Raw genomic sequence first — 26,947 nt, forward strand, 5'->3', positions numbered from 1 at the left:
GTCAGGCCTTCGTCAGCGCCACCCGCACGCCCTCGCCGATCTCTGCGCCGTCGGTCGGATCGCCGAATTCGAAACTCGTGGCGAGGATCTCGCGGGCGATCAGATCGCGGTGCGTGCGGGCCCAGCCCTCCTGCGGGCCGGGTACCGACATCACCACCGAGATGCGGTCGGAGACCTCCAGACCCGTCGACTTGCGCATCTCCTGCAGTTCGCGAATGCGGTCCTTCGCCCAGCCCTCGGCCTCGAGTTCCTCGGTGACGGTGCTGTCGAGCACCACCAGGCCCGCGCCGTCGGGCAGCGCGGCGGTCTCGGCCGGATCGGCGGCCACCAGGCGCGAGGTGAACTCTCCCGGCTGCAGGACCGCGGGGCCGGCCGTCAGCGTGCCGTCGTCGTTGGCCACCGCCTCCCCCGCCTTGACCGCCTTGATCGCGGCCTGCACGTCGCGGCCCAGCCGCGGACCGGCCACCTTGGCGTTGACGGTGAGCTCGAAGCGGCCGTAGGTGGCGATGTCGTCGGTCAACTCGACGGCCTTGACGTTGAGCTCGTCGGCGATCAGATCGGTGAACGGCTCCAGCTGAGCCGGATCATGAACCGCGACAGTCAGTTTCGACAGCGGCAGCCGCACCCGCAGCTTGTTGGCCTTCCGCAGCGACGACGCCGTGGAGCACACCGCGCGCACCTGGTCCATCGCCGCCACCAGGGCCGGATCGGCGGGCAGTTCGCCGGCGGCGGGCCAGTCCGTGAGGTGGACCGACCGCTCGCCGGTGACCCCACGCCAGATCACCTCGGTGATCAGCGGCAGCAGCGGTGCGGCCAGCCGCGAGGTCACCTCGAGCACCGTGTGCAGCGTGTCGATGGCGTCCCGGTCCTCCTGCCAGAACCGCGAACGTGACCGCCGCACATACCAATTCGTCAACGCCTCGGTGAACTGCCGCAGGTCGTCGCAGGCACCGGAGATGTCACAGGTGTCGAGCGACTCTGTCAGGTCGTCACGCAGCGCCGCGAGCTTGGCCAGGATGTACCGGTCCAGGACGTGCGTGGAATCGGTGCGCCAGGTGCCCTTCTGCGGGGCGTACAGCGTGAGGAACGAGTAGGCGTTCCACAGCGGCAACAGCACCTGACGGACCCCCTCGCGGATGCCCTGTTCGGTCACCACCAGGTTGCCGCCGCGCAGGATCGGCGAGGCCATCAGGAACCAGCGCATGGCGTCGGAACCGTCGCGGTCGAACACCTCGGTCACGTCGGGGTAGTTGCGCAGCGACTTGCTCATCTTCTGACCGTCGTTGCCCAGCACGATGCCGTGGGAGACACAGGTTTTGAACGCCGGGCGGTCGAACAGCGCGGTGGCCAGCACGTGCAGGGTGTAGAACCACCCGCGGGTCTGGCCGATGTACTCGACGATGAAGTCGCCGGGGAAGTGCGGTTCCGCCCCCGAGAACCAGTCCTGGTTCTCGAACGGATAGTGCACCTGCGCGTACGGCATCGACCCGGAGTCGAACCACACATCGAGCACGTCCTCGATCCGCCGCATCGTCGAGCGACCGGTCGGGTCGTCGGGGTTGGGCCGGGTCAGCCCGTCGATGTACGGGCGGTGCAGGTTGTCCGGGCGCACCCCGAAATCACGTTCGAGTTCGTCGAGGCTGCCGTAGACATCAATCCTGGGGTACGCGGGGTCATCCGATTTCCACACCGGAATCGGCGTGCCCCAGTAGCGGTTCCGCGAAATCGACCAGTCTCGGGCGCCCTGCAGCCACTTGCCGAACTGACCGTCCTTGACGTGCTCGGGGTACCAGGTGATCTCCTGGTTGAGCTCGACCATGCGATCCCGGAACTCGGTGACCTTGATGAACCATGACGACACCGCGCGGTAGATCAGCGGGTTGCGGCACCGCCAGCAGTGCGGATAGGAGTGCTCGTAGGTCTCGTGCCGGATCAGCACCGCACCGTTGGCGGCGGCGCCGCCGGTGCGGTTCTTCAGGTCCCGGATGATCTGCGGGTTGGCGTCGAAGACGTGCTGGCCCCGGTAGTCGGGCACGGTGACGTCGAACCGGCCCTTCGAGTCGACCGGCGTCACCGGCACGATGCCGACGGTGTCGGTGGTGGCCTTGTCGTCCTCGCCGTAGGCGGGCGCCATGTGCACGATGCCGGTGCCGTCCTCGGTGGTCACGAAGTCACCGCGCAACACTTGAAATGCATTCTCGGAATCGGCGAAGTACGGGAACGGTGGCGTGTACCGCGTACCCACGAGGTCGGCGCCGGTGAACGTGGCCAGCACCTCGGGCTCTTCCCCGAGTTCGCGGGCGTAGGCCGACAGCCGAGCCTCCGCCAGCACATACTTACCGCCGTCCACTGTCACCTGCACGTAGGCCACATCCGGATTGACCGCGACCGCCTGGTTCGACGGCAGCGTCCACGGCGTCGTCGTCCACACCAGCAGGTGCGATCCGCTCAGCCGGCCGTCGGAAATCCGGAAGCCGACCGTGATCGCCGGATCCTGCCGGCTCTGGTAGACGTCGTCGTCCATGCGCAGCTCGTGGCTGGACAGCGGGGTCTCGTCGTTCCAGCAGTACGGCAGCACCCGCACGCCCTCGTAGGCCAGGCCCTTGTCCCACAGTTGTTTGAACGCCCAGACCACCGACTCCATGAAGCCCAGGTCGAGCGTCTTGTAATCGTTGTCGAAATCGACCCACCGGGCCTGCCGGGTGACATAGCTGCGCCACTCGTCGGTGTAGCGCAGCACCGACTCGCGGCAGGCGTCGTTGAACTTCTCGATGCCCATCGCCTCGATCTGGGCCTTGTCGGTGATCCCGAGCTGACGCTGCACCTCGAGTTCGGCGGGCAGCCCGTGGGTGTCCCAGCCGAAGCGGCGCTCCACCTTGTATCCGCGCATGGTGCGGTAGCGCGGAACGATGTCCTTGACGTAGCCGGTCAGCAGATGGCCGTAGTGCGGGAGGCCGTTGGCGAAGGGCGGACCGTCGTAGAAGACGTACTCCGGCGCGTCGGCGCGGCGGTCGATGCTCGCGCGGAAAGTGTCGTCGGCGCTCCAGAAATCGAGGACGTCGGCCTCGAGCGCCGGGAAGTTCGGGGCGCCGCTGGCCGGCTTGGGGTAGGCGGTCACGTGCGTTCGTCTCCTGTGCCAAAAGTCTCGGCACGGGGACGACGTCGCGCCGGTATGGGCGAGCGCCGCGGTACCACCCCGCTTGCGCACCACAGGGGTACGCCGCTTGATTGAGGCTGTGACGGGCCCGCCCGTCCGGTTCTACTGGGCTTCGGTTCTGGGGAGAACTGAAGGCTGTTCTTCCGGAGGCTCCCCGGTGATGGCCGGATCAGCGCCGCTGACCGCCGATTCTAGCCGTCATTCGACGGGCAGCGCCTCCGAGGTCAGTTCGATCAGGGCGAAGGGGAACTGTTCGGACAGCTCGCGGACCGTGGCCTCGTCGAACCGCGCGGTGTCGTACCACCAGTCGACACACATCAGGCCCTGATCGCGGTAGGCGCGCAGCTCGAGGGCGTACCCCGCCGTCGGTGCGCCGTCCGCGCGCGCCGGGGTGGTGCCCAGATAGCTGAAGAGCGCCTCGGCGGGGGTGTCCCCGTTGAATCCGTCCGAGGACAGCAGCGCCCGGTGCACCAGCCGCACCACTTCGGTGGCGTCCATCTGCCGTTCGCCGACGCAGCACAGATCCACCCCGGCGGGTGCCGAGCCGCGCAGCACGTCGACCGCGACGACACCCTCGCCGATGGTTCGGGCCACGGCGCGGCCGAACGCGGCGAGCAGCAGTTCGTCGCCGGAGAGCCCGAGGGCGAACGCCGCCCCGTCGAGTTCCAGCGTGAGGACCAGATCGAGCGGCGCGGAAATCAGCGCCGGCTCACCGGGAAGCGCCTGACGGTCCACCAACGGCATCCGCAGCTGCGCGGCGACATCGTTGGGCATCGACGGAGTGTCGGGCATCGATTGAGAAGACAAAGAGTGGGACACAGTGCGAGAGGGAGCCATGTGGGGGGCGACCATGGCCCTCACGCTACCCGGGGTGTCCCAGAAATGGGAGACATCTGTCAATTCCGTGACGACCCGGTTAATTTGCGGACTTTGCACCCGAATGTGGCAGGGACTGCCAAAACGCGGGACTGTCGGTATCGTTGGGGGGTGCCCCGGACCGATGAGAACGGCAGACAGCTCAAGGCGCTCCTTGACTACCTTCTGGATGGGGAGGTCGATGCCAAGGCGATCTACGACGCGCTGGGCATCTCGAGCAGTACGTATTACAGAAGGATCAAGGAACCCGATTATCCAGGCGCGGAGGAGCTGCGGCGGGTCGCCGACCGCTTCGAACTCAGTTATCCGGACCTCCAGATCCGCTTCGGCCTGATGAGTCGCCAGGAGATCTGGAACTACGTCGAGTCGGCGCCGATCACGGTCGTGACGGCTTCCGAGGCCCCGCCGACGGTGCGCCGGCGACCCAGAATCTCCGAACTTTCGCCACGTCGCGACGCGCCGCCGCTCTAGGGCTTATGCTTTGCCATAATTTGACTTTGGCGCACAAAAAGGCGAAACCCGATGACTCTGGCAGTGCTCATCGCCATCACGGTTGCATGTATGGCTTGGAGTCTTTGGATCCGGCGGGTGACGTGGAGTTGCCGCTGGGAAGTTGCGGCCACCCTCAACATCGCGCTGCAGATGGCTGCGGTTCTGCTGATGTCACCGCTGGCCTCCGAGACCATCGGACACCTGCTGTACGAACTGACGGGCAAGTGGAACCTCGAGGACTACATCGCCCACGACTGCTACATCGTGGCGGCGTCGGCAATCGTCTACAACACCCTCGGTCGCCTGCAGGACGACAACGCGGTGCAGAGCACGTTCAAACAGCACGTCGAGCGTCCCGCCACGCTGTGCATTCCGCTGCTGCTCGCGACGTTCTCGTTCGGTAACGGCGCCGCGGTCTACCGGGCGGACTTCTTCGACACCCCCACCGACGGCTGGCTGACCGCCTACTGGGTGCTGCTGTGCGGCACGCTGATCTATCTGCTCGGCTACGGCTTCCGCGCGCTGCTGGTGCTGCGTCAGGATCCGCGCTCTCGGCGGATCGCCAATGTCTACCTGGTGGCGTGCACCAGCGGAATCCTGGCCTGCGCCGTGCGCATCACCACCGCCGTCGTGCCGAGTCTTCAGGAGATCGAGGGCGGATCGTTGGTCTGGCTGTTCGCGTGCTCGTGCGGCGCCGGGTTTGCTCTGGCGTCCGGTCATTCCTGGCGTGTGAAGACGAAGTGGTTCACGGGCGCGTCCCGCTGAGGCGCCCCGCGACGATCATCAGCGCATTCGCCGACGTGGCAGCGCATTTCGCGAGCACCGGCGGATGTCGGGATTCGACATACCTTCCTTTATGCTCGAATCACCGTTCGCTGTTGCAACCACGAGAGGCTGGACTATGACTGCGTCTTCTCTGCCTCACGTACTCCGGGAACGCGCGAGCCTGCAGCCGAACGACACCGCCTTCACCTTCGTCGACTACGACACCGACAGCGCCGGCGTGGAAGAGGTGCTGACCTGGTCGCAGCTCTACCGGCGTGCAGTGAACCTGGCGCAGGAACTGGGCGAGCACGCGAAGACCGGTGACCGCGCGGTGATCATCGCCCCGCAGAGCCTCGACTATCTGGTGGGGTTCCTCGGTGCGTTGCAGGCCGGGTTGATCGCGGTGCCGCTGTCGACGCCCGCGCCCGGTGTGCACGACGACCGGATCAGCGCGGTACTGCGCGACGCTGCACCGACCGTGGTGCTGACAACGTCGGCGGTGAGCACCACGGTCGCCGAGTACACGGCGACGCAGGACGGGTCAGCCGCGCCGCGGCTCCTGGAGGTCGACACGCTCGACCTGGACACCCGGCGCCGGGTCAGCAACCGACCCGTCGAGCGCCCGGACACCGCCTACCTGCAGTACACGTCGGGCTCGACCCGCACGCCGGCCGGGGTGATGGTGTCCTACCGGAACCTGTCGGCCAACTTCGAGCAGATCATGGCCGCGTTCCTGTCCCACCACGGCGGTATCGCCCCTCCCGGCACCACGGCCGTCACGTGGCTGCCCTTTTACCACGACATGGGCCTGCTGCTCGGGGTGTTCGCTCCCATCCTCGGCGGATGGCCCACCCTGTTCACCACCCCGCTGTCGTTCCTCGCCCGCCCGGCGCGCTGGATGCAGATGGTGGCGCGCAGCCCGCATGCGATCACCGCGGGCCCGAACTTCGCCTTCGAGCTGGCCGTGGGCAAGACCTCCGACGAGGACATGGCCGGACTCGACCTCGGCAACACGCTGTGCGTGATCAGCGGCAGCGAGCGCGTCCACGACGCCACCCTGCGCCGCTTCGCGCAACGCTTCGAACGCGTCAACCTCCCCGACGACGTGCTCCGCCCGGCGTACGGGCTGGCCGAGGCCACGCTCTACGTCGCCACCAACGCTCCCGGCACCCCGCCGGTGATCGTGCACTTCGAGCCCGAGAAGCTCTCGGCCGGCCACGCGAAACGTTGCGGGCCCACCGGCACGCCGCTGGTGAGCTACGGCAGCCCGAACTCGCCCGCGGTGCGCATCGTCGAACCCGACACCTGCACCGAACTGCCCGGCGGTTCGGTCGGGGAGATCTGGGTGCGCGGCGAGAACGTCTGCCTCGGCTACTGGCAGAAACCCGAACAGACCGCCGCGGTGTTCGAGGCGAAGATCGCCAATCCCTCCCCCGGCACCGACGCGGGTCCGTGGCTGCGGACCGGGGACCTCGGGTTCATCTCCGAGAACGAGCTGTTCATCATGGGCCGGCTCAAGGATCTGCTCATCGTCCGGGGCCGCAACCACTACCCCGACGACATCGAGGGCACCGTTCAGGAGATCACCGGCGGCCGCGTGGCCGCGATCTCCGTCGACGAAGACCGAACCGAACAGCTCGTCACGATCATCGAGGTCAGGCCGCGCGGCGACTCCGACGAGGAGATCCAGGAGAACTACCGCGACCTCCGGAACCGGGTGACGTCGGCCATCTCCACCGTGCACGGGATCAGCGCCACCGACCTGGTGCTCGTCGGGCGCGGATCGATCCCGATCACCACCAGCGGCAAGGTGCGCCGGGCGGCCTGCGCCGACCTGTACCGTCAGGGCGCGTTCACGCGACTCGACGGTTGAGTACGCCGCCTGGCCCACGCCGGCGGCTGTATCCGCTCGCGGCGGGTCTGATCGCGGCCTGGGCCGCGGGTCTGGTCGTGCTGGCCGCGACAGTGCTCTCCGGCGCGGATCTGTACTTCTTCTCCTACTACTCCATCGACTACTCGCTGGGCTTCGTCCGGCGCGGCCTCGGCGGCGAGGTCCTCGGGCTGTTCGGCGACTACTTCGGTGGCATGCGGGTGCTGCGGTGGGTGTCGACGGCGACGTATGCCGCGGCGCTGCTGGCGGTGATGTGGACGGTGTGGACGCACTTCGGTGTCACCCAGCGCCGCCGCATGCTGGCACTGCTGCTCCCGGTGCTGCCGTTCGGTGTCGTGTTCGCGCTGTATTCGGCCCGCCCCGATCTGTACGGCGGCGCGGCGCTGGCCGTCCTCGCGGTGGTCCTGGCCCGCACCCGCAGCCGCCGGACGGCGCAGGTCGCGTGCGCGGCGTACGGGCTGGTCGGCGTAGTCGCCGCACTCATCCACGAAGCGGTCCCCGTCGAGTTCGCGCTCGGCGCGGTGCTGGCGATCGCGACCCTGCCCCGCACGCTGCCGACGCCCGCGCGCCGCGCCGGTGTGCTGATGGCCGTGCTGCCCGGTCTCCTCGCGACCGCCGCGGTGGCCCTGGCCGGCCGGCGCGGGATCTCCGCAGCTCTGTGCGAACAGATCCCGGTCCGCCACATCGAGAACCCCTACGCCCTCGAACAATCACCGCAGGGGGTCATCGACTTCCTCACCGGCCGCAACCGACCCTTCACCGAATACAACGGCTGGATGTGCCGCAACATCCTGCCCATGTGGGATCTGAGCCCCGGACAGGCCGTGCGCTATGTACTGGGTCTCGGTGTCGGGCAGCTCATCGCATCGGCCGTCTTCGGCGCGGTGGTCGTCGCGGTCACCCTCGCCGTCCTGCGCCGCGCGTCGAATGTGCCGTTCGCCGAGTTCCGCGCAGCGCTGCGGGGCTGGGGCTGGTGGACGGCGGCCGCCGGCGCGCTCATGCTGCCGCTGTTCCTCACCGCCTACGACTGGACCCGGTGGATGATCATCATCGGGATGAACATCGCCCTGGTGTATCTGCTGTTCGCCGCGGGCAGACCGCAGGCCGAAGCGCCCGCCGACCGGCGCACGGTGGTGGTCTGCGCGACGGCCGGGATGCTGTTCGCGCTGATCCCGGTCGGGATCGTCGCGGGCTTCGCGGTCCAGCCGCCGATCTAACGGATCACCCGGTAGTCGAACGCCTTCCAGTACCGCACCGGCAGCAACGAGAAGTACCAGTACCGGAAGAAGATCCGCCAGTACCCGTCGGCGTCGAACCGCCGGGTCGAGGTGTGCACGCTACGCGTCGGCAGATAGAACCACTTGCCGGTCTTGCGGGCCCGCCGGATCAGCAGCGCGTCCTCCCCCATCCGCAGTTCCTCGTCGAACCGGAAGCCGGGGAACAGGGAGCGCCGGGCGATCTGGATGGCGTAGGAACCGCCGAACCGGTGCGCCACGTCGTAATAGGCGAACCACGCGCGGGCGTTCCAGCGCCGGTCCAGCGGGGTGATCGTCGTCGTGCCGATCGCCAGCGGTTTCCCCGCGGAGGTGACCTTCGTCTGCAGTTCGGTCAGGAAGCCGGGCCCCAGCAGGGTGTCCGCATCCAGGAACACCACCCAGTCGCTGTCCGGTGACATGTGGTCTGTACCGACGTTCTTCGCAGCCGACACCCCGGTCCTCGGGCTGCGCACGACGCGCACGTTGCCGCCCGCGAAGCCACGCGCGATCTCCCAGGTGCGGTCGGTGGAACCGTTCTCGACGACCACCACCTCGTAGTGGTCCTGCGGATAGTCCAGGGCCGCGACGTGGCGCAGCGTGTCGGCGATGTAGTGCTCCTCGTTGTGTGCGGGAATCACGATCGAGAAGCGCTGCGTCACGGCCGGGATGGTAGCCACTGGCGCGCCCGAGCAGGGGTCTACGTCCGGCCCCCACCCGGTGTGACGGCGGGCCCCGCTGTGCGCCGTGCTCGCTATAGTCGCAAGGTGGTTTTCAGGTCTTCCGGCGCAGCGCGATGATCGAGCTGGACGGTGTCGCGAAGACATTCGAGGGCGGCGTCAGCGCGTTGCAGGACGTCAGTTTCCGCGTTCCGACCGGATCGGTGTGCGCGCTGCTCGGCCACAACGGCGCCGGCAAGACCACCACGATCGGGATCCTGTCGACCCTGCTGATGCCGACGGCCGGGCGTGCGGTGGTGGCCGGCCACGACGTCGTCGGAGAACCCGATCGGGTCCGCGAGAGCATCGGGGTGACGGGACAGGACGCGTCGGTCGACATCATGCTCACCGGGCGCGAGAACCTCGTGCTGTTCGGCCGGCTGCGCGGGCTGCGGCGCAAACAGGCACGTATCCGGGCCGACGAGCTGATCGAGCAGTTCGACATGGTGCACGCGGCCGACCGCACCGTGCTCACCTACTCCGGCGGCATGCGGCGCCGGATCGACATCGCCGCCTCACTGGTCGTGGCGCCGGAGGTGCTGTTTCTCGACGAGCCCACCACCGGACTCGATCCGCGCAGCCGCCGCGACGTGTGGGCGTTGGTGTCGTCGCTGTCCGCCCAGGATGTCACGGTGCTACTCACCACCCAGTACCTGGAGGAGGCCGACGTCCTCAGCGATTCGGTGGTGATCCTCAACGCCGGTCGGGTGGTGGCCGACGGGACCGCCGACGAGCTCAAATCGCGGACCGGGTTCGTCTACTGCCAGGTCTCCCCCGTCCACCCCGCCGATCTGCCGGAGATCGCAGCCGCCCTGGCCGACTTCCGCGGTCTGGAGATCGACCGCGATATGAACACGGTGTCCGTCCCCGCCGACCGGGGCGTGGCCACGCTCGGCGAGGTGTTCCGCCGGCTTGATGACCGCGACATCGACCTGCACGACATCGCGCTGCGCAGACCGTCGCTCGACGAGGTGTTCCTGCACCTCACCGAGCCGCCCGTCACCGCATGACGGCACTGGCCGCCCTCACCGAACGGGTCGTGCGCACCACCGTCCGAGATTTCGACCTCCTGATCGCGGTGCTGACCCCGGTGAGCACGTTCGTCGGGTTCACCGTGGTGCTGCGCGGGGTCATCGACACCGGCTCGATGAGTTATCCGCAGTACGTGCTGCCCGCGATCATCGTGCAGTCGCTGCTGTTCGGCTCGCTGACCACCGCCGACCGCGCGGCCCGCGACCAGTCCTCGGGCTTCGGCACCCGGCTGCGGACCCTGCCCGTTCCACGGTGGGTGCCGCTGGCCGCCCGGATGCTGTACTGCCTGCTGCGCGCCGTCGTCGTCATCGTGGCGGCGGTCGCCATCGCGGCGGTGTTCGGGTTCCGGTTCACCGGCGGCCCCCTGCACGCCGGGGCGTTCGTCGCGCTCGCCCTGGCCCTGACGCTCGGGTTGTCGCTGGGCGCCGACGCGATCGGTACCTGGGTGCGGCGCAGCGATGCCTCCAGCCAGGTGCTGCTGGTACCGCAGCTGCTGCTGGTCCTGCTGTCGACCGGGATGGCGCCCGCCGAGGCGTTCCCCGGCTGGGTGCAGCCGTTCGTCCGGGCGCAGCCGGTGTCCCAGGTGACCGAGACGATGCGCGGTTTCGCCGGCGGGCACGTCGCGGCCGCCAACCTCGCCACCACCCTGGTGTGGGTGCTGGGCCTGCTGGCCGTCTTCGGGGTCGTCGCGGTGCGGATGCAGAGGCGGGTGCGGTGACGCGAACCGAGGTGCGCCGGCACTCGCTGGCGCTGGAGAGCTGCCTGTTCGCCGGCCGGCTGTTCGCCAAGTGGCGCAGGCACCCGGGTGTCCCGGTACAGGCACTGCTGTTCCCGACCGTCCTGCTGATCACCTATAACCTGCTGGTCGGCAAGTCGATGGCGATGATGACCGGCACCGACAACCTCGACGCCCTGGTACCGATGTGCGCGGTGGCCGGCGGCATGTTCGGGGCCATCGGCGCAGCCATCGCGATCCCCAACGAACGGTCGGGTGGACTGCTCACCCGGTTCTGGACGCTGCCGGTGCACCGGGCCAGCGCGCTGACCGGCCGGCTACTCGCCGAGGCCACCCGCACGCTCGTCGGGTCCGTGGTGGTGACCGCCGTCGGCGTCGCGCTCGGTTTGCGCTTCACCGGCGGCTGGCTCGCCGTCGTGCCCTACCTGCTGGTGCCGGTGTTCATCGCGGTGGCGTTCGCGACCTTCGTGACGGCGTTGGCGTTGCGCTCCGAGGGCACCGCGCTGTTCATGTGGCTCGGGACGAGCTCGATCGGGCTGGTGTTCGCAAGCCCCGGTCTGGCGCCGGTGGAGATGTTCCCGGGGTGGCTGCGCCCGTTCGTCGAACACCAGCCGATGGCGTCGGTGATCGAGACGATGCGCGGGCTGTCCACCGGGGAACTGACCGCGGCGCCTGCGCTGGTCACCGCGGGCTGGGTGGTCGCGATCATGGCGGTGTTCCTGCCCTTGGCCGTGCGTGGTTATCGCGCGGCGGCCCGGGGTGAGTAACGCTCAGGTGCGCACGTCGCCGCGCAGAGCCCGGTAGGACTCGGTCGCCTCGCTGAGCCGCTGACGCACCCGTGCCCTGGGCGTGCTCGGCAACGCGACGGTCGCGGGTTCGTCGTCGTCCGCGTGGTCGCCATGATCGGGCGTCGTCGAGGCCGGCGGGTCGTGATCCTGGTATTTCGGTGTCGACGGCCACCAGTTCGCCTTGCCGACCAGCGCGGCGACGGCCGGCACGGTGATGGTGCGGACGATGAAGGTGTCGAGCAGCAGGCCGATCCCGATGACGAAGCCGAGTTGGATGACGGTCGCGATGCTGCTCACCGTCAGCGAGAGCATGGACGCCGCGAAGATCAACCCCGCGGAGGTGATCACGCCGCCCGTCGCACCGACCGTCTTGACGATGCCGGTGCGGATACCGTTGCGGGATTCCTCGCGGATCCGGTGGATCAACAGCAGGTTGTAGTCGGCGCCGACGGCGACGAGCACCAGGAACGCCATGCCCGGCACCGTCCAGTACAGCTTCTGGTCGAAGAAGATGCCGAAGAACGCGACGCCGATGCCGACGGCCGACACGTACGAGATCACCACCGATGCCACCAGATACAGCGGCGCCACCAGCGCACGCAGCAGCAGCACCAGGATCACGAACACCACGATCAGGGTGACGACGACGATGAACTGCACGTCTTTGTCGTAGTAGTTGCGCAGATCGTTCTGCACCGCAGAGAAGCCCACCATCGACACCTCCGACCCCGCCAGCGAGGTGTTGGGCAGCGCGCTCTCGGCGGCGTCGACGATCTCGGCCACCTGATCCATGGCCTCGGTGCCGAACGGGTCCAGCGCGGTCTGCACCAGGTAGCGGGCGGTGTGCCCGTCGGGCGAGACGAACAGGCTGGCGGCCTTCTTGAACTCTGCCTGGGTGAGGATCTCCGGGGGGATGTAGAAGCCCGACATCGGCGGGTTGCTGGCGTCGCGCTTCATCGCCAGCAGGAACGCCGAGGCCTGATCGAGGCCCCCGCCCATCGTCCTGGTCTGGTCGACGAGCAGCTGTACGCCTTCGGCGAGCTGTCTGCTGGAGTCGGCGAGCGTGTTGGCGCCCAGCAGGGCCTCGTTCAGCCGGGTGGTGACGCCGCCCGGCTGGCCCATACCCAGCTCCCTGGCCGCCTCGGTGGCGGTCTTGAGGCTGGTCGAGAGACCCTTGATCGTCTCGTCCAGCGACTGGAAGCCCTCGGTGTTCTGTAGTTCGCGGCCGAGTTCGGAGATGCTGTTGAGCACCGGGCTGTCGCGGGTGGCCACGATGCGGCGCAGATCCTCGCGGGATTCGACGCATTCGGGGTCGGTGGCGCATTCGGGGCTGCGGTCCAGCGACCGCAGTACGGGGGCACCCCAGGCGTAGATGTCGGTGATCCGGTCGACGTCGACACCGATCGCGTTGCCGAGGTCGCGCATGTTCGTCACCAGCGTCGCGGTGCGGTCGATCTCGTCGAGGGTCTTCTCGCCGCCGTACTTGCGCGACATGTCGTCCAGCGCTGAGGCCAGACCCCGCACACTGCCCGCCGCGTTGACCACCCCAGTACGCAGTTCGTCGAGGACATCGGCGAGTTGATGGGCGCCGCCGGACAGGCGGTCGAGGTTCTCGTCGTTCTCGTTGATGAGGGTGCCCGCCTCCTCCAGGCGGGTGCCGACCTCGCCGGCCTGCCAGGTGGCCTTGGCCTGTTCGAGCATCTCGCCGGTCGGTCGGGTGATACCGCGCACCATGTCGATGTTGGGCACGGCCGCGATCCGGGCCGCCATCTGCTCCATGTCGGCCAATGCCCTCGGGGTCCGCAGATCCTGCTCCGAGCGGATGACGACGAACTGCTGCAGGGTGGTGGAGACCGGGAAGTGATCGTCCATGGCGTCGTAACCGATGTTGCTGGTGGCGTCGTCGGGCAGCGCCTTGCGGTCGTCGTAGTTGTACTCGAGGAAGATCGTCCCCACCCCGAGGACGGCCAGCACGCTGAGGCTGGCGACGAGGTGACGCACCGGTTTGCGCACGATGTTGACGCCCGAGCGCCGCCAGAACCGGCCGGTGCGGTCCTTGCGGGGATTCACCCATCCGCGCCGGCCCGCCAGCACGATCAGCGCGGGCAGCAGCGTGACCGATGCCAGGAATCCGATGGTGATGGTGACGGCCAGGGCGGGACCGACCGTCGAGAAGACGGCCAGTGTGGTGAAGCCCAGCCCGAGGAAGGTGATGGCCACGGTGGCCGCCGACCCGGCGATCACCTTGCCGATCGTGCCCAGCGCGCCGACCAGCGCGTCGTCGGACGGCATCCCGCCGCGGACGAGTTCCTGGTACCGGCTGAACAGGAACACCGCATAGTCGACGCCGGCGCCCATCATCATGGCCGTCATCAGCACGATGGTCTGGGGCCCCAGACCGAGGCCGAGCTCGCCGAGGCCGGCCACCACCTGGTTGGCCACCGCCAACGACACCCCGATGGTCACCATCGGGATCAACATGCCGATCAGGCTGCGGTACACCAGGATCAGGATCGTCAGGATCGTGCCCACCGTGGCGATCTCGATGACGATCTGATCGCGGGCGCCGATCGAGTTGACGTCCTCCAGCGTGGCAGGCCCGCCGACGAAATAGGCCTTGAGCGTGGTCCCCTCGGTGACGCTCTCGACGACTTCGACGGCGTTGCGGTAGGCCTCCTGGCCCGCGGGGGTGCCCATCACCCCGGTGAGGGTGACCGGGAGGTTGTAGGCCTTGCCGTCCTCGCTGACCATCACCTCGCGCAGCTCGGGGATGGCGATGAAATCCTGGGTCGACGAAACGTCCGGCACAGTTTTGAGCCGCTCGACCAGCGCGCGGTAGGTCTGCTCGTCGGCCGGGCTCAACCCGGCATCGTCGACGAGGATCACCACCATCGCGTTCGACGCGTTGGCCTCCTGGAAAGCCTCCTGCATCTCGTTGCCGGCCACCAGCACCGGCGACTCGGCAGGCAGGAAATCGGGCGGGTTCTTCTGCGCGACGACCGCCAGCGGCGGGATCAGCAGGAAGAGCACCGCGGCGGTTGCGAGCCAGCCGACGATGACCAGGATCGGATGGCGGACGATGACCCGACCCATGGGGGTCAGGATCCCTTCCGCCAACGCACCGTTGCGCCTGGTGCGCTTCAACATTCCAGCCACGGTACACGGCTCACAACGTCCCGAGTCGAGCCCGGAAATGGCCGTCACACAGGCCCGACGCCCCAAAAGGGAGGTCGGACAAACAGGTGGCGTCCGTGATGCAATCTCGGCGTGCCCCACCCACCGACACCGCATTCGACGCACGGGAACGGACACGTCAACCAATGAAATTCGTCGTGGCCGTCCACGGCACCCGCGGCGATGTCGAGCCGTGCGTGGCCGTCGGACTGGAACTGATGCGTCGTGGTCACGAAGTGACCCTCGCGGTGCCGCCCAACCTCGTCGAGTTCGCGGCATCCGCCGGCGTCGGCGGCGCGGTGTCCTACGGCGTCGACTCCCAGCAGCAGCTGCAGGCCGAGGTGTTCCGCGACTGGTGGGAGTTGCGCAACCCCATCACCGTGCTGCGTGAGGTCCGCGACTACGTGGTCGAGGGCTGGGCCGGCATGTCGGACACGCTGACGTCGATCTCGGCGGATGCCGACCTGATCCTGACCGGCACCACCTACCAGGAACTGGCCGCCGTCGTCGCCGAGGCCCACCACATCCCCCTCGGCGCGCTGCACTTCTTCCCGGTCCGCCCCAACACCCGGGTGCTGCCCCTTCCGCTGCCGTACGCGGCAGCCGAACGGGTCTACGCGCTGGTCGAGTGGGCGCACTGGCAGGTGGTGCGCAGCGCGGAGGCCGCCCAGCGGCGCAGCCTCGGGCTGCCGCCCGTCCGGACCCGCGCCGTGCGCCGGATGCTCGAGGCCGGCGCCGTCGAGATCCAGGCCTACGACGAGGTGTTCTTCCCCGGGCTGGCCGAACAGTGGGCCGACGTGCGACCCGTCGTGGGGGCGCTCACCCTGGAACTGGACACCGAGGCCGACGACGACGTCGCCTCCTGGATCGCGGCGGGCGAGCCTCCGATCTACTTCGGCTTCGGCAGCATGCCGGTGGAGCAGCCGGCCGAGGCGATGGCGAAGATCACCGGGGCGTGTGCGGAGCTGGGGGTGCGGGCGCTGATCTGCTCGGGGGCCTGGGACATCCAGCTGCCCGAGGCGGGGTTGCTCGACCCGGATCGGGTCAAGGTGGTGCGCTCGGTGAACCACGCCGCGGTGTTCCCGATGTGCCGGGCGGTCGTGCACCACGGCGGCGCGGGGACGACGGCGGCCGGGGTGCGCGCCGGGGTGCCGAGCCTCGTGCTGTGGGTGGGGGCCGAACAGCCGATCTGGGGTGCGGCGGTCAAGAAGCTGGGCGTCGGCGACTACCGGAGGTTCTCCAGCACGACGCGCGAAGCGCTGCGCGATGCGCTCGCGGCGATGCTCACACCCGACTACGTGGCCCGGGCCCGCGAGACCGCGGCGAGGATGACCAAACCCGCCGAGAGCATCACGGCCGCAGCGGATCTGCTCGAGGCGGCCGCCCAGCGCGGACGGGCCTAGACGAGGTCGGCCGACAACCCGAATTCGGCCAGCGTCGCGACCGTGACCTCGCGGAGATGGTCCTTGGTGTTGGGCCCGCCCGGCTGATAGCCGACCACCCCGATCGTCACCGTGCCGTTGATGCGGCCCGCGACGACGACCAGGTGCCCGCCGGCGCGTTCGATGGCGGCGCGTTGCACGTCCTGGTCGACGCCGCGCAGCAGTACGTACTCGGCGTCGGTACCGTCGGGGCGGCCCACCAGCGGATCGAGGTCGCCGACGTTCGAACACGAAACCGGTAGATCGCCGAACATCAGGTCGGCGGTGCGCCGCACCGCACGCCGCGGCACGAACGGCGTCAGCGGGAGCAGAGCGAACGTCTCGTCGGGAACCGCGCGCAGATCGGCCAGACCCTGCCGGATGGCGGCCCGGACGGCTGTCAGATCGCCGGTGGCCTGCCCGGGATCGACATCGACGTGGGCCAGCGAGATCGCGTTGGCCCGGGTGTCCCCCGGCGTGCGGTCGCTCATGGCGATCAGCAGCGAGACCGCGCCGTCGCCCGGCCGCATCCGGCCCAGCCGTTCGGCCAGTCGGGCCGAGAATCCGGCGAGCAACGAATAGCTCGTGCCCGCGCGCTGCTCCGCGGCCGTATCCCACGCCTCGATCGGGACGAACGCGTTGATCACCGGCACCACGACCGTGCCCGCACCGGTTCCGCCCGGCGCGACCGGCGGCCGGGAACTGCCGGAGGTGGCGATGTCGTGGCGGCGGCGCAGCGCCAGCCGCGCCGCGGCGGCCAGCGTCCTGCCGTACTCGGGGGTGTCGCGGACGGTGCGCCGCAGATCCTCGACCGCCCCCTGCAGGCGGGGGCGCGACGCGGCCGGGGTGTAGCCGAAGTCGCGCGGTGTACCCGCCGCGGCGTCGGCGATGGTCTGCAGGATCCCGACGCCGTCGGCCAGGCAGTGCGACGCCACGAGGCTGATCGCGGTGGACCCGTCGGTCATCGGCAGCACCCCGAGATGCCAGGCCGGCCCGCGTTCCGGATCGACGGTCAGCTCGGCGCGCTCGTCAAGCCAATCCGACAACGCGGCCCGCGGCCGGGCCGGTGCGGTGTCGATCGGCCCCGGCGGGCCGGGTGCGGCGACCCACCGGTGTCGGCCGAACGGCAGGGGCGAACACTCGATACGTCTGCCGAGCAGCCCGTGGCCGAGATGGCCGTGGAACCGGGCCAGCGCTTCGTGGTCGACGTCGTGTTCGTAGAGCCAGGAGACGTGCGCCAGCTTGCCCGGTCCGGTGGAGCGCAACTGCAGGAACGCCGCCTGGTCGATGAAGGCCAGCCGGTCGTCGGCGGCCGTCATATCGCCGTCGCGGGCAGGTCGAACTCCGCCAGCGTGTCCATGACCTGTTGCGCCAGCCAGGCTTTCGTGTTCTCCGCACCCGGCTGGTAACCGATCACCGCGATCGACACCTTGTCCCCGATCCGGGCGCCGACGACGGTGAGGATCCCGCTGCGCTCCTCGAGCACCCGCCGAGAGATGTACCCGTCGACGCCGCGCATGGTGACGAATTCGGCGTCGGTGCCGTCGGCGCGGCCGATCTCGACCGGCAGCGTCCCCAGGTTCGAACACGACACCCGCAGATCAGAGAACCCGAAGGCGACGTCGGCCATCGCCTGCACGGCCCGCTTCGGGATGAACGGCACCAGCGGCAGCAACGCCAGCGTCTCGTCGGGTTCCTCCCGCATCGTCTGCAGCGCCCGTTTGATCTCGGCGCGCACCCCGGTCAGATCCTCGGTGACGCGCGACGGGTCGATGTGCGCGGTGGCGAGGGTGACGGCGTTGGCCCGATTGTCGCCGAGCGAGCGGTCGTTGATCGGGATCGTGAACGCGACGGCGCCGTCCTCGGGGCGGTGCCTGCCCATGCGCTGCGAGAGCCGCGCGGCGACTCCGGCGAGCAGTGAGTACGTGTTACCGCCCAGGGCTTCGGCGCGGGCGTCCCACGGGCCGCCGTCGACGAAGACCGAGATGGCCGGGGTGACGATCGCCTCGTCGGGCCCGGGGTCCCGCGCAGGTTTGGCCGGCCGCGCGAACTCCTTGCGCCTGCTATAGGCCAGCCGCGCCGCGGCGGCCACCGTGCGACCGGTTTCGGGCAGATCGCGGGCGAGCTGACGGAGGTCCTCGACGACGGCCTGCCGACGGGTGCGGACTTTCGGCGGGGCGTAGCCCAGACCCTCGGTGTTCCCGGTGACGGCGTTGAACACGGTCAGCAATGCGCCGCCACCGTCGCTGAGGCAGTGCGAACCGACCAGGGTGACCGCGGTGGCGCCGTCGTCGAGCGGTTGCACGGCCATGTGCCAGCCCGGCCCCCATTCGGGGTCGACCGGGACCTGCGCGCGGGCGTCCAGCCAGTCGCTGAGCGCGGCGCGCGGCAGCACGTCCTCGGCGATGTCGATCTCGGATTCCGGGCCGAGGGACTCCACCCACCGGTGCCTGCCGAACGGCAGCGGCGACGGTTCGATGTGCCGGCCGGCCAGTCCGTAGCCGAAGTTGCGGTGGAACCGACGCAGCCCCTCGTAGTCGACGGGATGTTCGTAGATCCAGACGCACTGCATGACCGCGGCCTGCCCGGTCGCGCGCAGGCCCAGGAACATCGCCTGATCGAGATACGGAACCAGCTGGTCGGACGTCGGAGACGCCATACTCACCGACCGACTACGGGAACCAACTCGCTGCGCTGCCTGCGCGCGCCGTGGGCGGCGGTGGACAGCGACTCCCGGCCGGCGTCGGCGGTGCCGCCGTCGGCGACCCGGAGGAACCATGTCTGCATCGCGCGAACGTACCGCTCGATCGACTCGCGGGCGATCGGGTTGTCCGGGAAGCAGACGGTCAGCGCGGTCTCGCGTTCGGTGCGGTTCACGTACAGCCCGACCTGGAACGCCGAACGCGCGTCGGTGTACAGCCGGCCGTTCATCGCCTCCCACTGGGCGATGACGCCCGGCGACAGCGGCGGCAGACCGGCGTCGAGGTACGACAGCATTGGCACGCCGGGCTCGGGGTTGCGGATGCCCGCCGACTTGCCCAGTTCCACGACGAGTTCGAACGGGACGTGCGCGAGGTGCAGTCCGCCGTCGAAGGACTGCTGCGCGTGGCGGGCCGTGGCGCCGAAGTCGGAGGGGTCGGCTTGGACGGTGACCGGGACGACGCCGGTGAACCAACCGGTCGTCATGAACTCCTCGGGCGTACGCCGGGTCGTGGTCGGCGTGATGATGTAGTAGTCGCGGTTGCCGCTGAACTCGAGATCGGTCAGCGCACCGCAGGCGAAGACGCCACCGATGAAGCGGGCGCCCGCCGCCGCGCAGACGGCCTCGAAACGTTCGCTCTGCTGGCGGTCCAGCAGCCGCACGGTCATCAGCTCACCCGAGCAGGGCACCGACGGATCACCCAGCGGCAGCGGGAAGCGCGGCTTGGAACCACCGTTGGCCGACGCGATGTCGACCCACTCGGCCACCTCGGGGGACGCCGGGCTGAGCGCCGAGGTGTAGTCGTGCTGGCTGAGGCAGTAGTCGTCGTAGCTGCCCGGCTCGGGCAACTGCAGCGGCGCGCCGCCACCGACCAGCGTGGTGTACATCAGATGGATCTCGACGAGCACCAGTCCCATGAACATCGCGTCGGTGTGCACGTGGTCGACGCTGATGTAGAAGGTGAAGTGGTCGGCCCGCTGGATCACCCCGAAACTGAAGCAGTTCCACTGCAACGGATCCGGTGTGGCCAGCACGTGCTCGCGCCACTGCGCTGCGGTCACCTCGCCGTGCTCGGTCGGCACGAACTTGATGTCGCGGGGGTTGCGCGCGGTCCGACGGACGACCTGATCGGCGTCGGTGAACTCGAACCGGCTGTGGTACGTGTCGTGGCGGCGCAGGTAGGCATTGATGACGTGCGTCATCGCCCGGGTGTCGCAGCGGCCCGGCATATCCCACGCCGGGATCAGCAGCCGCGCCATGTCGGTGCCCTGCTCGCGGTGCGTGCGGAACGCCCGGATGTGCTGTTCCTGCTGATAGCTGACCGGTACGTCGCTGATCGGCGCATCGGCCATCTTCGCCGCCGACGCCGGCGACGGATCCCAGGAGATCAGGGTGCCGGGGGTACCGATCCAGTCCTGGATCGACTTCATCGCGACCATCAGCGCCTCCTCGGCATCGCGTTCGGGTGGCCGACGGTGGCGTTTGCCCCTGTGCCGGCCCAGATGTTGTGCTTCGTCACGACGGCGGAGCCGTCCCGGTCTCACCGGCGAGCGTGTCGGCCAGTCGCTGCGCCAGCGCCCGCACGGTGGTGATGTCCGTCGACACGATCCGGATACCGGTCTCGGTCTCGATGCGGGTGCGCACCTCCAGCGTCCCCAGCGAGTCGAGACCATACTCGGACAGCGGGCGGTCGGGGTCGACCGCCCGGCGCAGGATCAACCCGATCTGGTCCGACACCAGTTTGCGCAACCGACCCGGCCACTCCTCGCGGGGCAGCTGGTACAAGTCGGTCAGGAACGCACTCGACGTCGTCGCCGTCTGGCCGACCGATCGGAACGCCTCGGCGAACGGGCTGGCTTCGGCGAACGCCGCCAGCCACGGCGCACCGGCGACCGGCGCGTAGCCCGAGTAGGCCCGGTCGTGACGCAGCAGCACGTCGAAGGCGTGGGCGCCGTCATCGGGCAGGATCGCCATCGCGGCGTCCTGCGCCAGCCCCTGGCCGGCGCCGATCTCCGCCCACGCACCCCACGCGATGGAGTTGGCCGGCAGCCCCTGGGCCCGGCGCCAATGGGTGAACGCGTCCAGCCAGGCGTTGGCCGCCGCGTACGCGCCCTGGCCGGGCGAGCCGACCATGGCCGCCGCCGAGCTGAAGGAACAGAACCAGTCCAGCGGCTGGCGCAGGGTCGCGGCGTGCAGATGCCACGCGCCGAACACCTTCGGCGCCCAGTCCCGGTCCACCAGCTCGTCGGTGATGTTCGTCAGGGTGGCGTCCTCGATGACCGCGGCGGCGTGCAGTACGCCGCGAACGGGCAGCCCGGTGGCGGTGGCCGCGGCGATCAGCCGGTTCGCGGTGGCGGCGTCGGCGACGTCACCGAGGGTCACCTCGACCTCCGTGCCCGCCGCGCGCATCCGCTCGACCACGCGCTGGACGTCCGGGCCTGGCGCCGAGCGGCCGTTCAGCACGATGCGTCCGCAGCCGGCGGCGGCCATCTGTTCGGCCAGGTAGAGGCCGAGTCCGCCCATACCGCCGGTGATCACGTACGCGCCGACGGCACGGAACACCGGTGCGTCCTCGGGCGGGACGACCGCATCCGTGCGTCCGGTGTGCTCGACGTCGAGGACGAGCTTGCCGGTGTGTTCGGCGGCGCCCATCACCCGGATGGCGGTGGCGCCGTCGTGCAGCGGGTAGTGCGTCGTCTCCGGCAGCGGCAGCACGCCGTCGGCGATCTGTTGATAGACCGTCTCCAGCAGGCGCCGCATGACGTCGGGGTTGGTCAGGGTCAGCAGCGCCAGGTCGACGGCGTAGAAGGCCAGGTTGCGGCGGAACGGGAACAGGCCCATCTTGGTGTCGCCGTAGATGTCGCGTTTGCCGATCTCGACGAACCGGCCCCCGAAGGACAGCAGTTCCAGCCCGGCGCGCTGCGCGGCACCCGGCAGCGAGTTGAGCACGATGTCCACGCCGTAGCCGTCGGTGTCGTGGCGGATCTCGTCGGCGAACGCGGTGCTGCGGGAGTCGTAGACGTGCTCGATCCCCCAGTCGCGCAGCAGCTTCCGGCGTTCGGGGCTGCCGGCGGTGGCGTAGATCTCGGCGCCCGCGGCCTTGGCGATCGCCAGGGCGGCCTGTCCGACGCCGCCGGTGGCCGAATGGATGAGCACCTTGTCGCGCGACGAGATCCGGGCCAGATCGTGCAGCCCGTACCAGGCGGTGGTGTGTGCGCTGGGCACGGCGGCGGCCTGCTTCTCGGGCAGCGTGTCGGGCAGCTTCACGGCGAGGTTGGCGTCGCAGGTGACGTAGGTGGCCCATGCGCCGTCGGCGGAGATGCCGGCCACCCGGTCGCCCACCGCGAGATCGGTGACGCCGGCGCCGACGCCGGTCACCACACCGGCAAAATCCGCACCCAGACGGGGCATCCGGCCCTCGAAACTCGGGTAGCGACCGTAGGCGACGAGGACGTCGGCGAAGTTCAGGTTCGAGGCCGCGACCGCCACCTCGATCTGTCCGGGTCCGGGGGCGGCGCGGTCGAACGCCACCAGCTCGAGGGATTCGAGGTCACCCGGAGTGCGGATCTGCAGCCGGACACCGCCGGACTCGAGGTCCACGACGGTGCGGCGGCGCTCGTCGGCCTGCAGCGGGCCCGCGTTGAGCCGCGCCACGTGGAAGTGGCCGTCGCGCCAGGCCGTCTCGTCCTCATCGGAACCCGACAGCAGCTGGTCGGCCACCAGCGCGACATCGGTGCCCGCGTCCACGTCGATCAAGGTGGCGCGCAGCTCGGGGTGTTCCAGGTTGACCGCGCGCACCAGGCCGCGGACCCCGCTGTGTTCGAGGTTCGCGACATCGGTGGGCTGCACCGTCGCCGCATCGCGGGTCAGGACGAACACCCGGGGCGCCTCGCCGGGCACCTCGGTGATGCGCTGCGCGAGGTGCACGAGGTGACGCACGTGGGCGGCACCGCGCGCCGGGATCTCGTCGCGGTGCGGACCCGGTTCCCCGGCGACGATGACGACGCCCGTGTGCGGATCGGCCTCCAGACGCTCGCCGATCACGTCGGCCGCATCGGTGTCGGAGGGGGTGCCGTCTCCCCCGACGGGCCACGCGACCGTCGACACCTCGACGTCGCCACGCGTGAGCGCCAGCGCCAGCCGGCTCGCCAGGGCGTCGGCGCCGGTGTCGATGACCAGCCAGCGGCCGGCGTCCAGGTGCGCCGGGGCGGGCGCATCCTGCTCGCGCCAGTCGATCGTCAGGAGCCGGTCGTTGAGCAGCCGTTCGCGGCGGCCGCCCGCGGTCGAACCGGTGCCCATCCGCAGACCCTCGACGCTGAGCAGAACGGCGCCGTCCTCGTCGAGGACGTCGATGTCGGCCTCGACGGCGGCGGCGCTGACCGTGGTCACGGTGACGTGGCAGTAGTGCGCGTGGCGGGTCGAGCCGTGGGTGCGGATGCGCCGCACACCCAGCGGCAGCATCAGCGTTCCGGTGGCGTCGGCGGCCAGCGCGGGATGCGCACCGACGGCCTGGAAGCAGGCGTCGAGCAACGCGGGATGGATCGCGTACGCGGACTGCTGGGACCGGATGGAGCCCGGCAGTGCGACCTCGGCGAGCACGGTGTCGGCACCGTCGGCGGTGTTGGTGGCGACCAGACCGGAGAACGCGGAGCCGTACTCGATGCCGCGCTGGGCGAACCACGCGCGCAGCGCCGCACCCTCGACGCGGTCCGGGTGGGCGGTCAGCAGCGCGTCGATGTCGCGGGCGGCCCGAGTGCCGGCCTCGGGCGCGTGCAGAACGGCCGTGGCGCGGCGGATCTCGGTGCCCTGGTCGAAGGTCTCGACGACGAACTCGGCGGTGCCGGGCCGTTTCACGGTGGCGACCGCGGAGACCGGGGTCTGCTCCTCCAGCAGGAGCAGTTGTTCGAAGCTGACGTCGCGAACCTCGGCGCCGGCGCCGAAGAGTGCGTCCGAGGCCGTCAGCGCCATCTCGCAGTAGGCCGCACCCGGCAGTGCCGCCACGCTGTGCACCTGGTGGTCGCCGAGCCACGGCTGCTGCGCGGTGCCGACGTCGGCCTGCCACACGTGGCGTTCGGGCTCTTCGGGCAGCCGGACGTGGGCGCCCAGCAGCGGATGGACGGCGACGGTGGCCGCGCCCTGGTCCTGGCCGCCGCGGGTCAGCATCAGCAGGGTGCGGGTCCAGGTCGGCAGCGGGGCGTCGACCAGCCGGCCCTGCGGGTAGAGCACGGAGAAGTCGATCTGCCCGCCCGCGGCGTGCAGTTCGGCGACAAAGCCGAGCAGACCCTCGGGCACGTCCTGTTCGCGACGCATCGCGGCCAGCGTGGACAGGGAGATGTCCATGCTGCGGCCGGTCTGGTCGACGGCATGGGTGAGCAGCGGGTGCGGTGACAGCTCGCCGAACACCCGGTAGCCGTCCTCCAGCGCGGCCTGCACGGCGGCCGAGAACCGCACGGCGTGACGGAGGTTGTCGGCCCAGTAGTAGGCGTCGAACTCTGGGATGTCCCGCGGGTCGTAGAGGGTGGCCGAGTAGTACGGGATCACCGGGTCGAGCGGTTCGATGTCGTCGAGGACGTCGGTCAGCTCGTCGAGGATCGGGTCGACCTGCGGAGAGTGCGAGGCGACGTCCACCGCGACCTCGCGGGCCATCACGCCGCGGCGCTCCCACTCGTCGATGAGCGCCCGGATCGTCTCGCGAGCGCCGCCGACCACGGTCGACTCCGGCGAGGCGATGACCGACAGCACCACGTCGCTGATGCCGCGCGCGGCGAGTTCGCTCAGCACCTGCTGGGCCGGCAGCTCGACGGAGGCCATGGCGCCGGATCCGGCGATCCCGGCCATCAGCCGCGAGCGCCGGCAGATCACCTTCACGCCGTCCTCGAGCGACAACCCGCCCGCGACCACGGCCGCGGCCGATTCACCCATCGAGTGGCCGATCACCGCGCCCGGGCGCACCCCGTAGGACTTCAGCGTGGCCGCGAGCGCGACCTGGACGGCGAAGACGGTCGGCTGGACGCGGTCGATGCCGGTCACCTTCTCGGGCGCGGACATCGCCTCGGTGACCGAGAATCCGGCTTCGCGGGCGATCTGCGGTTCCAGCTCGGCGACCGTGGCGGCGAACACCGGTTCGGTCTCCAGCAGTCCCCTGCCCATCCCGGCCCACTGCGACCCCTGGCCGGAGAACACCCAGACCGGTCCGCGGTCGCCTGCCGCAACGGAGGCGAGGTGCCGGCTGTCGCTGTCGGCGGCTTCGCGTAGCTGTTTGATCAGCCCTGCGTGGCTGTTGGCCAGCACGGCGGCCCGCACGGGCCGGTGGGAGCGCCTGCGCGTCAGCGTGTAGGCCAGATCGCGCAGATCGACTTCGGTGTGTCCGTCGACCCAGTCGGCGAGCCGCGCGGCGGTGCGGCGCAGTTCGTCGGTCGAGGTGGACGACAGCGCGAACAGCAACGCGCCGTCGACCGGTTCGGCGTCCGAGGGCACCTGTGCGTCGGGCGCCTGTTCGAGCACCGCGTGCACGTTGGTGCCGGACAGACCGTAGGACGAGACCGCGGCCCGGCGCGGTCCGGAGCCCTCGTGCGGCCACCGGGTGATCTCCTGCGGCACGAACAGGTTGGTCTTGATCCGCGCCATCTCGTCGGGCATGCGGTGGAAGTGCAGGTTCTGCGGGACTGCCGCGTGCTGCAGCGACAGGACCGCCTTGATGAGGCCCACGGCGCCCGAGGCGGACTGCGAGTGCCCGAAGTTGGTCTTGGCTGCGCCCAGTGCGCACGGTGCGTCGGTGCCGTAGACGGCCGCGAGGCTGGCGTATTCGATCGGATCGCCCACCGGGGTGCCGGTGCCGTGGGCCTCGACCATGCCGACCGTGGCCGGATCGACCGCACCAGCGGCGAGCGCGGCGCGGTAGACCTCAACCTGCGCGTCGCGGGAAGGGGTGGCGATGTTGACGGTGTGGCCGTCCTGGTTGGCGGCGGTGCCCTTGACGACGGCCAGGATGCGGTCGCCGTCGCGCTGGGCGTCCGGCAGGCGCTTGAGGAACAGCACAGCCGACGCCTCACCGGAGACGAAGCCGTCGGCGGCGACGTCGAATGCGTGGCAGCGGCCGGTCGGCGAGAGCATGCCCTGCGCCGATCCGGACGACAGTTTGCGCGGTTCCAGCGTCAGCGAGACACCGCCGGCCAGCGCCAGGTTGCTCTCGCCGTCGTGCAGGCTCTTGCACGCCATGTGCACGGCAAGCAGGCCCGAGGAGCAGGCGGAGTCCACGGTGTAGGCGGGTCCGCGCAGTCCGAGCGCATAGGAGATGCGGCCCGACGCCAGGCTGAAGTTGTTGCCGGTGAAGCCGTAGGGCCCCTCGATGGCGTGGGCGTCGGCGGCGAGGAGTTGGTAGTCGCCGTGGGTCATACCGATGAAGACGCCGGTCAGCGATTCCGCCAGGACGGTCGGGTCGACGCCCGCGTGCTCGACGGCCTCCCACGCGGTCTCCAGGAGTAATCGGTGCTGCGGGTCGATCGCGGTGGCCTCGCGCTCGCTGATCCCGAAGAACTCGGCGTCGAAGGCGCCCACGTCGGGAAGGAAGGCGCCCCACTTGGACACCGAGCGGCCGGGGACGCCGGGCTCCGGGTCGTAGTAGTCGTCGGCGTCCCAGCGCTCGAGGGGAATCTCGGTGACGAAGTCCTCTCCGCGCAACAACGCTTCCCACAGCTGTTCGGGCGAGTCGATCCCGCCGGGCAGCCGACAGGCCATGCCGATGACCGCTATGGGGGTGACCGGTGCGTCAACCACGGCTGCAAACCTCTTCCGAACGGGAAAACCTGTACCGACAGCGGACCCGATAGTGACCGATCTCCGCGCAGGTGTGGGTGCTCCGTGCGCGTCGATCAGGACTACGGTGGTCCATACCGGCGTCGAGTTGGTCCGGCAGTTGCCGGTCCGTCTCCGCAGAATCTAT

At 69.7% G+C, this 26,947-nt stretch carries 16 protein-coding genes; 8 read left to right on the top strand and 8 right to left on the bottom strand.

Annotated elements, in window-relative coordinates; all coding sequences use genetic code 11:
• Window position 1: 1 nt before the first annotated feature.
• Together ileS and A5757_RS07710 are read right to left on the bottom strand one after the other, a co-directional pair.
• Entirely contained in the window at window positions 2–3,118 is a 3,117-nt protein-coding gene (gene ileS, locus A5757_RS07705) for an isoleucine--tRNA ligase (RefSeq protein WP_066830987.1), read from the bottom strand.
• A gap of 237 nt (window positions 3,119–3,355) precedes the next feature.
• On the bottom strand, window positions 3,356–3,931 hold the full coding sequence (locus A5757_RS07710; RefSeq protein ID WP_231983915.1) for a hypothetical protein: 576 nt from the start codon (window positions 3,929–3,931) through the stop codon (window positions 3,356–3,358).
• A gap of 213 nt (window positions 3,932–4,144) precedes the next feature.
• Here A5757_RS07710 and A5757_RS07715 point away from each other — a divergent pair, with 213 nt between their 5' ends.
• The 4 genes from A5757_RS07715 to A5757_RS07730 all read left to right on the top strand — a co-directional run bounded on the left by A5757_RS07715 (window position 4,145) and on the right by A5757_RS07730 (window position 8,398).
• Entirely contained in the window at window positions 4,145–4,504 is a 360-nt protein-coding gene (locus A5757_RS07715; RefSeq protein ID WP_066830989.1) for a DNA-binding protein, read from the top strand.
• A gap of 51 nt (window positions 4,505–4,555) precedes the next feature.
• Entirely contained in the window at window positions 4,556–5,290 is a 735-nt protein-coding gene (locus A5757_RS07720; RefSeq protein ID WP_066830992.1) for a hypothetical protein, read from the top strand.
• Between the two features lie 136 nt (window positions 5,291–5,426).
• Window positions 5,427–7,163 (top strand): AMP-binding protein, encoded by a 1,737-nt coding sequence (locus A5757_RS07725; protein WP_066830993.1) that lies wholly within the window; start codon window positions 5,427–5,429, stop codon window positions 7,161–7,163.
• Window positions 7,160–8,398: a hypothetical protein gene (locus A5757_RS07730; protein WP_066830995.1), complete on the top strand. Its 1,239-nt coding sequence runs from the start codon at window positions 7,160–7,162 to the stop codon at window positions 8,396–8,398. Before A5757_RS07725 ends, A5757_RS07730 begins: the two co-directional genes overlap by 4 nt.
• Here the strand turns inward: A5757_RS07730 and A5757_RS07735 are convergent.
• Window positions 8,395–9,096 carry a glycosyltransferase gene (locus tag A5757_RS07735; RefSeq protein ID WP_066830996.1) on the bottom strand — a complete coding sequence of 234 codons (702 nt, stop codon included), beginning with the start codon at window positions 9,094–9,096 and terminating at the stop codon, window positions 8,395–8,397. The two genes, A5757_RS07730 and A5757_RS07735, sit on opposite strands and share 4 nt — an antisense overlap.
• A gap of 134 nt (window positions 9,097–9,230) precedes the next feature.
• On the opposite strand from A5757_RS07735, the gene A5757_RS07740 reads away from it, so the two are divergent.
• The 3 genes from A5757_RS07740 to A5757_RS23125 are packed head-to-tail and all read left to right on the top strand — an operon-like array spanning window position 9,231 to window position 11,688.
• A complete protein-coding gene (locus A5757_RS07740; RefSeq protein ID WP_066830997.1) occupies window positions 9,231–10,163 on the top strand; it encodes a daunorubicin/doxorubicin resistance ABC transporter ATP-binding protein DrrA in 933 nt (310 codons plus the stop codon).
• Window positions 10,160–10,903 (top strand): ABC transporter permease, encoded by a 744-nt coding sequence (locus tag A5757_RS23120; RefSeq protein ID WP_066830998.1) that lies wholly within the window; start codon window positions 10,160–10,162, stop codon window positions 10,901–10,903. The genes A5757_RS07740 and A5757_RS23120 overlap by 4 nt, the downstream gene beginning before the upstream one ends.
• Window positions 10,900–11,688 (top strand): ABC transporter permease, encoded by a 789-nt coding sequence (locus tag A5757_RS23125; protein ID WP_066830999.1) that lies wholly within the window; start codon window positions 10,900–10,902, stop codon window positions 11,686–11,688. Before A5757_RS23120 ends, A5757_RS23125 begins: the two co-directional genes overlap by 4 nt.
• Before the next feature lie 3 nt (window positions 11,689–11,691).
• Here A5757_RS23125 and A5757_RS07755 read toward each other — a convergent pair whose 3' ends face one another.
• Window positions 11,692–14,856 carry an RND family transporter gene (locus A5757_RS07755; protein ID WP_066831000.1) on the bottom strand — a complete coding sequence of 1,055 codons (3,165 nt, stop codon included), beginning with the start codon at window positions 14,854–14,856 and terminating at the stop codon, window positions 11,692–11,694.
• Between the two features lie 173 nt (window positions 14,857–15,029).
• On the opposite strand from A5757_RS07755, the gene A5757_RS07760 reads away from it, so the two are divergent.
• Window positions 15,030–16,286: a glycosyltransferase gene (locus tag A5757_RS07760; RefSeq protein ID WP_066831001.1), complete on the top strand. Its 1,257-nt coding sequence runs from the start codon at window positions 15,030–15,032 to the stop codon at window positions 16,284–16,286.
• Here A5757_RS07760 and A5757_RS07765 read toward each other — a convergent pair.
• The 4 genes from A5757_RS07765 to pks2 form a co-directional block, all read right to left on the bottom strand.
• Entirely contained in the window at window positions 16,283–17,623 is a 1,341-nt protein-coding gene (locus A5757_RS07765; RefSeq protein WP_066831002.1) for a hypothetical protein, read from the bottom strand. The genes A5757_RS07760 and A5757_RS07765 overlap by 4 nt on opposite strands.
• Entirely contained in the window at window positions 17,620–18,963 is a 1,344-nt protein-coding gene (locus A5757_RS07770) for a hypothetical protein (protein WP_066831003.1), read from the bottom strand. Before A5757_RS07770 ends, A5757_RS07765 begins: the two co-directional genes overlap by 4 nt.
• A 2-nt stretch (window positions 18,964–18,965) precedes the next feature.
• Window positions 18,966–20,444 (bottom strand): condensation domain-containing protein, encoded by a 1,479-nt coding sequence (locus tag A5757_RS07775; RefSeq protein ID WP_066831004.1) that lies wholly within the window; start codon window positions 20,442–20,444, stop codon window positions 18,966–18,968.
• Between the two features lie 76 nt (window positions 20,445–20,520).
• Complete coding sequence (gene pks2 / locus A5757_RS07780) at window positions 20,521–26,781, bottom strand: type I polyketide synthase (RefSeq protein WP_066831005.1); 6,261 nt, start codon at window positions 26,779–26,781, stop codon at window positions 20,521–20,523.
• Window positions 26,782–26,947 lie beyond the last annotated feature (166 nt).

This window comes from Mycobacterium sp. 852013-51886_SCH5428379, from assembly GCF_001665575.1.
Taxonomy (GTDB): domain Bacteria; phylum Actinomycetota; class Actinomycetes; order Mycobacteriales; family Mycobacteriaceae; genus Mycobacterium.